Here is an 11,894-nt window from a genome sequence, read left to right as displayed (position 1 = left end):
GATCAATAAGGCCGCTCAATTCGCGGCCTTATTTTCTGTTGCTGTCACTTAAAGTCTGCCATTGTACGTAAAGCGGTACTTACCTTGACCATCAGGTTTTGGTAACCACCCCAGCTGGTCACGAAACGCGGCTGGGAACTGCTCTCCGGGTTTAAACCAAGCACTGCTTTGATAGCTGCGATTTGGCTTAAGCACCACTTCAGCTTCACTTTCAACTTGTTGGCTTCGTTGGTCGCCTTTTAGAGTGATCGTGCTATCGGCACAAGTAAAGTTGGCCACTACCGGGCCGATTTGTAGATCTTCCAGCGGCGTGCCTATTTTATCGGTATTCCAAACCACACTGCCCTCTGCGCTTTGACAGAAAGGTGCGGCATAAGTCAGGCTTTTAATACTCAACTCCACCTGCCCGGTTAGATCTAATGGAACAGGCAATCGCGGCGCATAAGCCATGACTTTTTCTACTGGTAACGATGCAATCAGGTTTTCCGCATAAGGACCCGACATGGCATAACCCACAATACCGCGACCGGAAAACTGCATATCACTGCCACGGCCAAAACGCACTTGTGCTTGTGCTTTGCCGGAGAAGAGTTTGCTCGCTTGCAGTTGCCAATGCACTTGCCCTAGGTTTTGACGCTGCCAACGAACGTTCACAGCACTACCATTCCAGATAGTCCCTTGAACACCCGTTAAGCTGAGGCCTTTCGGCAGTGGTGCATATTGCACGACCAGCTGTGCGGGAAGATGAATGATTGCGCTGACAGTAAACACCATCACCAAAGCCAGCGCGAGTAATAAAATCTTTTTCACTGATTACCCCTTAGTAAACTGCAAGCGCTTCACTTCGATCACACCTTCACTGTCGCCTTTGTCGATATCCAAAAAGCTAACCAGAATACCGTGGTTTTCTTGCAGTGCCGTAATCCATTCAACAAATTGATTAAATGGCATAGGAGCAATCCATACTTGCAACTGCTCCCCTCTCGGTTGGACGCGAACCAACTCAACTTTGTAACGACGGGCTGATGATGATACCGCTTGATTAAGAGGCTGGCCTGAAACCACTTGGCCACTCTGAGTCCTCAGTTGACTGATGGTATCCGCTTGGTCTTTGACCCAAGACAGCAGCTGTTTCTCACTTTGGATGCGCATTTGGGCGGCTTCTGCACGTTCAGCAACTGGCTGAATCAATCCCCAGTACACCCCACCTAATACGACGAATAGCGAGCAGATCATGACCAATCGCTGCTCACGTAGGCTAATTTTACTCCACCAGTTTTGGAGCGGTCCTAATAGTGCTTTCATCTTCGCTCCTTACAATGGCTTAAGAACAAAGGAACCATTAACTAACGTTCCTGAGCGGCTCAACTGCCCTTGTTCGACTTGATACTGACCAGCAAACAACTCACGGGATCTTTCAAACGTTTGGAAATCATTGCTTTGCGCTTGTAGACGAACTTCACTGCGACCACTGTCAAATTTGAAGCTGGTTAACTTAAGACCAGGTACTTGCTTTAGCAATGTGGGGAGTTCGGTCATCCAGTCCAAAATAGATTCATCAACACTGCCACCAGATAAGCGTTTAGCCTCTCGCTCCATTTCTCGTTTCAGGTAACTCACTGTTGGGATCTTATTTTTTCCCGGTAGTGATTGACGGAAAATGCGTTCACTTTCAGCGCGATACGCTTGTGCCTGCGCTTCATAACGCTGAATCTGCAGTAGATTATCCACCATTACCACCGCCATCAAAAACACAGCCGCAAGAGCAACTTTTTGCCATACCTTCCAGTAGCGCGAAAGTGAAGATTTGGCCTTAAAGTCACCGGTCAGTAAATTGATTTTGCTGGTAACGGCTCCCTCAGCCAACATCTGCATGACAAGCTTAGGCTCTGCGTTATGCCACTCTTGTCCCTCTGCTAATGTCAGTTCTGGAAGGTGGGAATACGCCGATAAAGGCAGGTAGTCTTCATCCTGCTTAACCCAGGAAGATTGCGCGACCATGGCTAACCAATCGCGATGAACGCTCATACCTCGGAACGCATCTTTCTTTAACAGCCAACATTCATCAAGTTCAACCGCACTAATGCCATCTTGGTCAGGTAAAGCCAACACATCAGGGAGTACTTTTTGTACCTGACAACCTACGCCGCGCAAACCTTGCAAAGCGTTTTCTAGCCACTGTTTATCGACAGCACACACCTGGGCATTGCCAGACTGCTTAGCCAGAATAGAGAAGTGCAGTTGATCAACCTCTTGCGCCAGTTCATCCTCGATAATAAAGGGCAACATGGTTTCAAACTGGCGGCTTGCTCCCGCAGGAATTTCGACATCTGTCAGCACTAGGCTCGCAGCAGACAACAGAACTAGAGTGCGGCGATTGGCTGCGTATTCACCCAAGTCAGAGATTTGCTCCCAATTGGCTAACTCGCCACTCGCAATCACTTCCTTTTGCTGCTCAGACCAAACCAGCCATTGAACGGCTGATAAGGCATTATTGCTCAGTCGAACGATCAGAAACTCGTTCACCGATACCTCCAAAGCGACGGCTTATCACCGTGGCATTTTCTCGATTATTACTAAAAAGCAGGCTGCGAATACGAACTCGCGACTCACCTACTATGATCTCAGCATCCATCTCAAAGTATTTACTGTCTACGGTGAGATATCCTTTGATGGGCTTGAGCGTCTCTTGTTTGATATTGGCGAATGCACCTTCATTTAAGAAGTCATCCACCGTTGCCCAACCATCGAATGGTCGGTCTTCTAATACTTGCTTCGCCTGATCCACACTGATGTTTGGTTGAAACAGCGCACTAATCAATTCGGCATGGTCCGGGCTCACGGTATTCACGTTCAAACGAAAATCCGTAGTAGGAATCGCGCACACGTACGGCGCCAACTTAGTCATTGCCTCACCAGACACCTGATGAATCGCTCTAAGCTCAGAGCTGTCGGCTAACAAACCATTTGGTGACAAATACGCAGGCGACATAGACTCATAATAATTGTCTTCAACACCGGAGACTGAGTTAACCGAATTATTGCGATCGACATATTCCCAGGTCGATTGAGCGATGGTTTCCGCTTGATAATTTTCAATTTCGAGCGCTTCCATTAAGTGCTGAAAGCTCTCCACTAAATACGGCACTCGATCAGAACCCGATGCTTGCTGCGCCTCCACCAAGGCATTGAGATTGAAGCACGCTTGTTTATCGATTAAGCGCCCTGTTAAGGTGCCATAATCTAATGGGTAGGTCTGCTCTTCCAACGCCCAAGGTTGAGATAAGTTGATGGTATCGGCATCTTTGTAGCTTTGCTCAATCCCCACCTTAGCTAACGCTTCCACCCCTATGCTGTACCAATAGGCTTGTTGGTAATTGATCTGATTGGTTGCCCGTTTAAACTGGCCAAACAGTCTATCAGCCATACTGGCCGCGATGCTGACCATCACCGCCAACAACAACAGCACAACAATAAGGGCGACACCGCGTTGAGACTTAGCTCGACTCATCGTTTTTCGTCTCCCCGAGTTCCAGTTCAGCGCCATTGGTAAGGTAAATGCGCTCAATACGGCCGTAATCTTGCAATTCTAATGTGATGGCAACGGCTTGAGGGAGAGCATTCTTCTTCTCCCACTCAGCTTGCCAGCCTTGGCCATCAAAAAAACGCATATCAAAGCTTTCGACTTTATCGAGTAATGGCATGACCACCGGAGTTTGCCCTGCAGGTGTATCAGGATAGCGCCACCACACTCGCTCTAACGTCTGCTCTTTGAGTCGATAACCCACCTTAGTGACTTCGCCTCTTGGGAATTGCTGTTGTGGGTTATGCCACCCACTGCGAGCAAACATGACGCCTTTTGTATCGGAGTCCAGCAAGTAATCTTGCCATTGAATCAACAAACTGGTTGGCTCTTCACTCTGCGTACGAGTTTGGCGTGGCGCCATCTGGCGAAAGTCGTTATTCAGAAACACTAAAGCACGTTGAAGCGTTTTGAGCCGCGCACTGCGCTCTTGAGATAGCTCATTGCTTCGTTGGACCTGATTGAGCACTTGATAAGCACCCACACTCAAACTGGCAAAGATGGCGATCGCCACCAGCACTTCAATCAGGGTAAAGCCGCTTTGGCGAGCGGAAGGTTTATTTCGCGACATAGCTTCTTACCGTCACGATAGGCGAACCACCTTTACTCGCCGCCACTTTTACGTCGAATGCTTGCAGCAAATCCCCGGATGTGGAAACAGGCTCTACCGTCCAAAACCATTCGCGCCCAGCCAGTTCTTCACTGCCTTGCTTCTTACTCGGCTTGCGCCCCGACAAAATCACTTTTGCCATTTGGTTGTCCACAACCATAGAGGCAAATGTCTTCTCTTCTAAATAACTCAGAGTATTGATGTGTTGGCTTACCGAGCGAATTGTCGCAATGGCTGCGGTAGCAAAAATAGCCAACGCAACCAAGACTTCCAGCAGAGTAAACCCGCGCTTAGTTCTCTTCATCATCCTCTCCCGGAGCCAGAACGATGATCTCGCCATTTTCTTTTGCCACTACTTGCCATGCGTCGCTCTCAATGCTGCGATCTTGCGGATAAATAGCAATAGAAAATGGTGACACTTCACCACTAGACATAATAAACACTTGCGGTGGTGGCAGCTTCTTCTCTTGTTCAAACTCAGCAAACATCTCTTCATCAAACAGGCTACCCGGCTTGAACAAGCGATCTTGGTCTTGCCAACTGTTCCCGCCTAGCTCTAGCACTAACGCTAATGTGTCTGGTAATTCAGCCTGCTCAGGGATTTGATCATCTTCGAGTTTTTGCCACCCGTCACTGTCGAGCGCCATCAAATAATAAGCGGACTTCTTTTCATCGACACGCAAACCATAGTCTCGACCACTTAAAATCGCTTCTTCGTTGAGTAACTGGAGTCGATGATAGAGAGACAAAGCCTGTTGCTTGGCAGCGTCAGAGCTTTTCTGCGGTAAGGTTGAGATGACAGCGACCGATGCTACCGACAGCAGCACTAGTACTAACAAAATCTCAATCAGGGTAAACCCTTTACGGCTGCGCATAACATCAGGGAGCGACGGGCATCGCTCCCTTTTAACAATCAGAGCTTACTGAAAGTCTTGGATGTTCCAGTTGCCAATATCAGCATTGGCACCTTCACCGCCTTCTTGACCATCTGCACCTAAAGTGAAGATATCAATTGACCCTTTATCACCAGGGCTTAGGTATTGGTAATCATTGCCCCATGGGTCTGTCGGCAGACGTTTGATGTAACCACCGTCACGGTAGTTGCGTGGCTCTGGGCTCGATGGCTTAGTTACCAACGCATCCAAGCCTTGATCGGTATTCGGATACACGCTGTTGTCTAGCTTGTACATATCCAGGGCATTTTCCAACGCGACGATATCGGTAATCGCTTTCTGTTGGTCTGCCTTCTCTTTGTTACCTAGCAAGTTTGGTACAACAAAGCTCGCCAAAATACCTAAGATAACGACCACAACCATGACTTCTAACAGGGTAAAGCCTGACTGTTTCTTAGCTCTATTTTTCATTATTTTCTCCAAACCAAAATCTGAGACCATTTTCGATCTCTCCGTTATCCACTCATTAGATTGTTCATCTCTAGAATCGGCATCAAGGTTGCCATAACGATGAACAACACTAGACCTGCCATCAATGCAATTAGGACAGGTGTGAAAATACCTAGCGCAATATTAACTGTCGACTCAAAGTTCGCATCTTGGTTATCTGCGGCTCGAGTCAACATGCCTTCTAACTCTCCACTTTGCTCACCACTGGCTATCATATGTAGCATCATAGGTGGGAACAGCTTGGTTTGATCGAGCGCTTTACGCAAACTTGCGCCTTCGCGAACATTGTCGCGCGCCAACATAACTTGCTGTTTAACAAAGTGATTCGACATAACGTCCACCGCCACTTTCATACCATCTAAGATTGGAATGGCACTGGATGTACATATCGAAAGAGTACGGGCAAAACGTGAAGTATTCAGACCTCGCGAAATCTTACCAATCAGAGGTAAACGAACCACGCGACGGTCCCAATTAAGGCGGATGTTGGGTGAACGCAACATCACCTTAATCATATAGATCAACAAGATAATCAGAGCCAGCAGTTGCAGCCCCCACTGTTGAATAAAGTCACTAGACGCCAGCAAAAATTGCGTCGACTGAGGAAGCTCTTGCCCCATTTGGACAAACTGACCCACAATTTTCGGCACAACAGCGGCCAGCAAAAAGGCAACAATGCCAACGGCAAACACCACCAAGACTACTGGATAAATCATTGCTTGCTGCAACTTAGAACGCAGCTTCTGGCGATTTTCGGCGTAATCAGCCAAACGCTCTAGCACTCCATCAAGGTGACCTGATTTTTCACCCGCTTGAACCATAGAGCGAAACAGCTCATCAAAAATATGCGGATAGTCGGCCAAGCTGTCGGCTAAGGTATACCCTTCAACCACCTTGGAACGCACGGCAAGCAGCATAGTACGAATGCGCGGCTTCTCTGACTGCTCTGAGACCGCTCGCAAACACTCCTCCAGTGGCATCCCTGATTGAACTAAGGTTGCCAACTGGCGAGTGATCAAGGCTAAATCAGGCGTACTGATACCACGCTTAAAGGTCAGACCGCCTTGGCTAGATTGTTTCTTAGCTTTTTGACGGGTCTCATTAACTTCAACTGGCACGAGCCCTTGCTCTTTTAAGCGCGCACGAACCTGACGAGCATTGTCTCCCTCGATAACACCCTTTTGAGTTTTGCCTTTTGCATTCAGCGCTTTATATTCAAATGCAGCCATCTGCTTAGCCTTCCTTGGTTACTCGCATCACTTCTTCCAGCGATGTGACACCATTGCGAACCTTAGCGAGACCATCTTCCCGAATACTCGGAATGTCTTGGCGAATCGCTTTCTCGATGGCCTGTTCGCCCGCTTCACTGTGAATCAGCTCCTGAACTTGCTCATTGACCACCAGCAACTCATGAATCCCCGTCCGTCCTCGGTAACCTTTATAGCTGCATTTCTCGCAGCCTTTCGCACGGTGTAGCGTTAATGTCTCTGAGGGCTCTAAGCCAAACAGCTTTTTAGTTTCGCTGTCCGCCTCGTAGGGCTCTTTACAATCGTGACATAAGGTACGTACTAAGCGCTGGGCAAGCACACCAAGCAGGGAGGAAGAGATAAGGAAAGGTTCAATACCCATATCACGCAAACGCGTAATGGCACCGACAGCGGTATTGGTATGTAAGGTCGACATCACCAAGTGGCCCGTCAAAGAGGCTTGCACGGCGATCTGAGCGGTTTCCAAATCACGAATCTCACCCACCATCACCACATCTGGATCCTGACGTAAGATGGCACGAAGTCCACGGGCAAAGGTCATATCAACCTTAGGGTTCACCTGTGTCTGACCAATACCATCTATATCAAATTCGATCGGATCTTCAACGGTAAGAATGTTGCGCTCATTACTATTGAGCTCTTGCAGACCAGCGTACAAAGTCGTCGACTTACCCGACCCTGTAGGACCAGTAACCAAAATAATGCCGTGTGGGCGTGCAATCATGGAGCGGAAACTGTCGTGGTTGCGTGCTGTCATCCCCAAGCTATGCAAGTCCAACCGAGTTGCATTCTTATCAAGTAGACGCATTACCACGCGCTCGCCGTGCGACGAAGGCATGGTCGAAACACGAACGTCAACCGCTCGGCCACCAATACGCAGCGAAATACGACCATCTTGCGGAACACGCTTCTCAGCGATATCCAGTTTGGCCATCACTTTCACTCGCGATACCAAAAGCGGAGCTAACTTGCGGCTTGGCGACAATACGTCTCGCAACACACCGTCGATACGGAAACGGATCGATAAGCTCTTTTCAAAGGTTTCAATATGGATATCTGATGCGCCTTCTTTGATCGCTTCACCGAGCATGGCGTTGATCAATTTAATGATTGGCGCATCATCTTCAGATTCCAATAAGTCTTCGTCTTGCGGCAAGTCTTCGGCTAACGAGAAGAAGTCATCGTTGTCAGCGCCAATATCTTCCATCAGCTGACGCGCTTCAGAGGAATCACGTTGATAAGCTTGGGTCAGCTTATGTTCAAATGCTTCTTTGCTCAGCTCATGCAGGCAAATGTTTTGCCCAGCAACGCGCTGAACTTCCAATAAGGCCGGCATGGATAAAGGAGCGATGTAATACAACACCACTTCTTGCTCACTGGCTTCGAGCACTAACTTAAAACGGTTAGCGAAGCTGAAAGGCAAACGGCGCACAGTCGCTACAGCATCCATCGTCATTAGTTCACATCCATTTGCTCAATAAAGGCTTGAATTTCAGCAGGATGGCGAATGTCATCACCAAACTTAGGCAATACTGGGATATTTGCATCATCCATCAGCTTCAAACCTTGCTCAGACTTATAAAGCTGCTCGGCGCGAATAAAGTTATATTTGCGCTGAGTAATACCATCTGCTGTCACGCCATCACGAATAATGGTCGGCTTGATGAACACCATTAGGTTTTTCTTTTCAACCTGGGTGTTGGTTGATTTAAACAGGTGACCAAGCACTGGAATATCGCCCAGCAGTGGTACTTTCGATTCACTTTCAAGGGCGCGCTCGTCAATCAAACCGCCCAAAACGATCATCTGGCCGTCTTCAACCATCACTGAAGTATTCAATTGACGCTTAGCAAAACGCACGTCAACCGCGCCATTCGCGCCAAGAACGTTCGACACTTCTTGCTCGATCTTAAGCTGAACTGAGTTGCCTTCGTTGATTTGAGGAACCACTTTAAGCTTGATACCCACTTCTTTACGATCCACCGTTTGGAATGGGTTGTCATTGTTTGAGCCGGCAGTCGATCCGGTAATAACAGGCACTTCTTCACCGACAATGAATGACGCTTCGCCGTTATCCATTACCGTAATGCTTGGAGAAGAGAGAATATTCGAGTTTGAATCCGTTGAGACTGCACTAATTAGCGCCGTCCAGTCTCCCATCACAACACTAAGCGCGGCACCGTTTACGCTAGAAAGTGCGGCTGCAAGAGTCGTAAAGTCACCTTTCTCGGTCGTGGTCTCATTACGAACAAACTCACCATCAGAATCATAAACCGCTTTAGTGGTTTCAGTATCTTTCGCTTCCTCTAGACCAACCATCACCTGACCAATCGGCGCGCCGGTATTGCCATACTGGATCATCGCACCAGTTTCTAGTGAGCCCCACTGCACCCCAAGGTTGATGCCATCCCCTTCGGCCATTTCAACGATTAGGGCTTCGATCAGCACTTGAGCACGGCGAATATCCAACTGGGCAATGACATCTTGCAAAGCGTTCATAATATCTGGTGGCGCAGTCAGTACCAGAGCGTTGGTATCTGGGTGCGCAGCAATCATCACTTCACCGCGTTTTGCTGACGTCCCTTTCTTACCAGAAGACTTTTCGGCTTGCAGATTATCGGAAACCCCTTTTAGCACCTCAACCAGCTCTTCAGCATTGGCATATTTGAGGTAAACCACGCGGTTATTCCCTTTAGAAGCCATTTCCACATCGAGTTGCTTAATTAAGTTACGCAGACGTTGACGTACTTGAGGGTCGCCAGAGATCAAAATCGAGTTAGTGCGGTCATCCGCCACCAACTTAGGTTTTAGAAATGCGGGAGTATTTTTGGTGTCCGTTGTCTTGTTGAGCGCTTCAACAATACGCACCATCTCGGCCGCGGATGCATTGGCAAGTTCAACTACTTCGATTTCTTTATCACCCGCTTGGTCAACACGCTTAATAATGTCAGCCAGACGGTTGACGACCGCCGCACGACCAGTAATCAAAATGATGTTAGCCGGATCGTAGTGCACCACATTACCAGCACCTGCATTATCGTTTAATTGACGTAACAGAGGAGAAAGCTCGCGGACCGAAACATTGCGCACAGCGACAACGCGCGTCACCACCGCGTCACCTTGCACAGAACCATCGCCGACGACTGGAATCGCAGAGGTTTTGGCATCTTTGGCTTTAACCACTTTCACGACGCCATTGTCCATTTCAACCACAGCGTAACCGTACACTTCCAACACATTGAGGAAGAAGCTGTAGTACTGCTCTTCCGTCAACATGTCGTAACTGCGCACATCCACTTTGCCGCGGACTGATGGATCAACAATGATGGTTTTGTCTAGATTGCGTCCGACGATATTGATGAACTCTTGAATGTCTGTGCCTTTAAAGCTGGCGCTAAATTCATTTTCAGCTACCGCTAGACCGGGCGCAGTCAGTAAGCTTCCTGCTAAAAGCCATGCGCTTTTTTTAAGCCAATGGTTCACTTGTTACTCCTCATGCGATGGTGATCACCACCACTAATTTAATTCAATGTATATCTCGTACGGCTGACCATCTCGTTCAACCGTTAGGGTTAACTCAGTTAATTGAGACAAGCTCTGGAATATTTCACCCATGGCTGCTGAGTCCTTTAAGTCCAACCCGTTAATTTGTGTTGCGACATCACCCGCTTTTAAACCGACAGAGTCAAACAACGCCTTGTCTTTACCAGGAGTGAGTCGATAGCCCATCACGTCACCATCGCGTTTAACCTGCGACATACGAACGTATTGGAAAATTTGTTTGGCATCTTTGCGGATCTCTTGACGGATCTGCTCGATTTTACTTTCAGACACCTGCACCTTGCTGGATGACGCAGGGGCCGGTGTGTTATTCGCGACTGGTTTGGTGTACTTCAAACCCTCTAACATCACCGTCTCGTTGCGACCTGCATTGTCAATAATGACGCGATCGGTTTGCACTTGATAAAGCTTAGCTCTTGTTCCTTCAATCACTTCCCCAATGCCATATGTCGCTTGGCGGCCGCGATTGGCAATCACCGCTAAACTTTTGTCTGAGTTGGTACTGGTCACCACGCCCACTAATACCACATTAAGTCGGCTTTTCGGTGCATCTTCGACTTTTGGTTTGGTGACAACTTGAGGTTGCTCCTGATATTCACCAAATAAGTGACTATTCTGCAGCTCTGAGAGATTGATAGATTGGTTTGATTGAGTCTTACTTGAAGCGCTAACAACAGGCTTCCACGGCGTGACACGTTCGGTGACCAGTGGTTGCCAAACAAGTTGGCCTAAAATCCACGCACTCATCGCCAGCAACAACGCCATCAAAGTGAAGCTGATGCGCTTCTGAACAGAGATTTCTTTTACTGACTCACCCAACTTATAAAGAGCGCTTACGCCTTGTTGCTTCACTGAATGTCCTTCTCGTTTGCGCTAAGTTTACTAATAGCCCTAGTAATAAAGGCCAGCCAATCATTGTACCAAAATATGAAACAAGCAAAACTGTTTACACTGACGGTACAGCGTTCAAAGGACATTTTTGCTACTTTCGCTTGAAAAATGGGCGGCATGTCACCATTGTTACTCCAGCATACCGGCATCCCTACTTACCATCCTTAGAGGTCACTTTTCACAATGGGTTCCCAAACAGAAGCAGTAAGGCTTGATAAATGGCTGTGGGCCGCACGTTTTTATAAGACGCGCTCCATTGCTCGAAATATGGTCGATGGTGGCAAAGTTCACTATAATGGCCAGCGTAGCAAACCGAGTAAAGCTGTTGAGCTCGGCGCTGTAATTACTCTTCGTCAAGGTCACGAAGAGAAAACCGTTGTTATAGAAAAGATTTCTGATCAACGTCGTGGCGCACCGGAAGCACAAACCTTATACAGCGAAACGGCTGAGAGTATTAGCAAGCGTGAAAGTAACGCAATGCAACGTAAACTGCATGCTCATAATCCAAGCCCTGATCGTCGTCCTGACAAAAAACAACGTCGCGACATCATCAAGTTTAAACATCAATAAGTACCATA

General features: G+C 47.9%; 13 protein-coding genes. 1 reads left to right on the top strand and 12 read right to left on the bottom strand.

Annotated elements, in window-relative coordinates; translation table 11 throughout:
• Positions 1 to 48: 48 nt before the first annotated feature.
• The 12 genes from RH45_RS07420 to gspC are packed head-to-tail and all read right to left on the bottom strand — an operon-like array spanning position 49 to position 11,277.
• Positions 49 to 810 (bottom strand): type II secretion system protein N, encoded by a 762-nt coding sequence (locus tag RH45_RS07420; protein ID WP_008075661.1) that lies wholly within the window; start codon positions 808 to 810, stop codon positions 49 to 51.
• Positions 811 to 813: 3 nt separating this feature from the next.
• Positions 814 to 1,305 (bottom strand): type II secretion system protein M, encoded by a 492-nt coding sequence (locus RH45_RS07415; protein WP_008075658.1) that lies wholly within the window; start codon positions 1,303 to 1,305, stop codon positions 814 to 816.
• A 9-nt stretch (positions 1,306 to 1,314) separates the two neighbouring features.
• Positions 1,315 to 2,526 carry a type II secretion system protein GspL gene (gene gspL / locus RH45_RS07410; RefSeq protein WP_008075657.1) on the bottom strand — a complete coding sequence of 404 codons (1,212 nt, stop codon included), beginning with the start codon at positions 2,524 to 2,526 and terminating at the stop codon, positions 1,315 to 1,317.
• Positions 2,492 to 3,511 (bottom strand): type II secretion system minor pseudopilin GspK, encoded by a 1,020-nt coding sequence (gspK, locus tag RH45_RS07405; RefSeq protein WP_008075655.1) that lies wholly within the window; start codon positions 3,509 to 3,511, stop codon positions 2,492 to 2,494. Before gspK ends, gspL begins: the two co-directional genes overlap by 35 nt.
• Positions 3,498 to 4,154, bottom strand: coding sequence for a type II secretion system minor pseudopilin GspJ (gspJ, locus tag RH45_RS07400; protein ID WP_008075653.1), 657 nt, complete (start codon positions 4,152 to 4,154; stop codon positions 3,498 to 3,500). The genes gspK and gspJ overlap by 14 nt, the downstream gene beginning before the upstream one ends.
• Entirely contained in the window at positions 4,141 to 4,497 is a 357-nt protein-coding gene (gene gspI / locus RH45_RS07395; RefSeq protein WP_008075652.1) for a type II secretion system minor pseudopilin GspI, read from the bottom strand. The genes gspJ and gspI overlap by 14 nt, the downstream gene beginning before the upstream one ends.
• Positions 4,484 to 5,068 carry a type II secretion system minor pseudopilin GspH gene (gene gspH, locus RH45_RS07390; protein ID WP_008075650.1) on the bottom strand — a complete coding sequence of 195 codons (585 nt, stop codon included), beginning with the start codon at positions 5,066 to 5,068 and terminating at the stop codon, positions 4,484 to 4,486. Before gspH ends, gspI begins: the two co-directional genes overlap by 14 nt.
• 45 nt (positions 5,069 to 5,113) lie before the next feature.
• On the bottom strand, positions 5,114 to 5,557 hold the full coding sequence (gene gspG, locus RH45_RS07385) for a type II secretion system major pseudopilin GspG (RefSeq protein ID WP_008075648.1): 444 nt from the start codon (positions 5,555 to 5,557) through the stop codon (positions 5,114 to 5,116).
• A 44-nt stretch (positions 5,558 to 5,601) separates the two neighbouring features.
• A complete protein-coding gene (gene gspF / locus RH45_RS07380) occupies positions 5,602 to 6,825 on the bottom strand; it encodes a type II secretion system inner membrane protein GspF (RefSeq protein ID WP_008075646.1) in 1,224 nt (407 codons plus the stop codon).
• Positions 6,826 to 6,829: 4 nt separating this feature from the next.
• A complete protein-coding gene (gene gspE, locus RH45_RS07375; protein ID WP_086027024.1) occupies positions 6,830 to 8,314 on the bottom strand; it encodes a type II secretion system ATPase GspE in 1,485 nt (494 codons plus the stop codon).
• Positions 8,315 to 8,319: 5 nt separating this feature from the next.
• Positions 8,320 to 10,347, bottom strand: coding sequence for a type II secretion system secretin GspD (gspD, locus tag RH45_RS07370; protein ID WP_008075643.1), 2,028 nt, complete (start codon positions 10,345 to 10,347; stop codon positions 8,320 to 8,322).
• 33 nt (positions 10,348 to 10,380) lie between these two features.
• Complete coding sequence (gene gspC, locus RH45_RS07365) at positions 10,381 to 11,277, bottom strand: type II secretion system protein GspC (RefSeq protein ID WP_008075641.1); 897 nt, start codon at positions 11,275 to 11,277, stop codon at positions 10,381 to 10,383.
• Positions 11,278 to 11,499: 222 nt separating this feature from the next.
• Between gspC and hslR the strand changes: the two genes are divergently transcribed.
• A complete protein-coding gene (hslR, locus tag RH45_RS07355) occupies positions 11,500 to 11,886 on the top strand; it encodes a ribosome-associated heat shock protein Hsp15 (RefSeq protein ID WP_008075637.1) in 387 nt (128 codons plus the stop codon).
• Positions 11,887 to 11,894 lie beyond the last annotated feature (8 nt).

The organism is Vibrio sinaloensis DSM 21326, assembly GCF_000189275.1.
Lineage (GTDB): Bacteria > Pseudomonadota > Gammaproteobacteria > Enterobacterales > Vibrionaceae > Vibrio > Vibrio sinaloensis.
The sequence above is the reverse complement of the archived record's forward strand: the minus strand, read 5'-3'. Positions and strand labels throughout refer to the sequence as shown.

What these genes read in the sequence shown, in the direction of transcription:
- RH45_RS07415 (WP_008075658.1), bottom strand. Translation starts at nt 1,305, where the DNA reads ATGAAAGCACTATTAGGACCGCTCCAAAACTGGTGGAGTAAAATTAGC.
- gspK (WP_008075655.1), bottom strand. Translation starts at nt 3,511, where the DNA reads ATGAGTCGAGCTAAGTCTCAACGCGGTGTCGCCCTTATTGTTGTGCTG.
- gspJ (WP_008075653.1), bottom strand. Translation starts at nt 4,154, where the DNA reads ATGTCGCGAAATAAACCTTCCGCTCGCCAAAGCGGCTTTACCCTGATT.
- gspI (WP_008075652.1), bottom strand. Translation starts at nt 4,497, where the DNA reads ATGAAGAGAACTAAGCGCGGGTTTACTCTGCTGGAAGTCTTGGTTGCG.
- gspH (WP_008075650.1), bottom strand. Translation starts at nt 5,068, where the DNA reads ATGCGCAGCCGTAAAGGGTTTACCCTGATTGAGATTTTGTTAGTACTA.
- gspG (WP_008075648.1), bottom strand. Translation starts at nt 5,557, where the DNA reads ATGAAAAATAGAGCTAAGAAACAGTCAGGCTTTACCCTGTTAGAAGTC.
- gspF (WP_008075646.1), bottom strand. Translation starts at nt 6,825, where the DNA reads ATGGCTGCATTTGAATATAAAGCGCTGAATGCAAAAGGCAAAACTCAA.
- gspE (WP_086027024.1), bottom strand. Translation starts at nt 8,314, where the DNA reads ATGGATGCTGTAGCGACTGTGCGCCGTTTGCCTTTCAGCTTCGCTAAC.
- hslR (WP_008075637.1), top strand. Translation starts at nt 11,500, where the DNA reads ATGGGTTCCCAAACAGAAGCAGTAAGGCTTGATAAATGGCTGTGGGCC.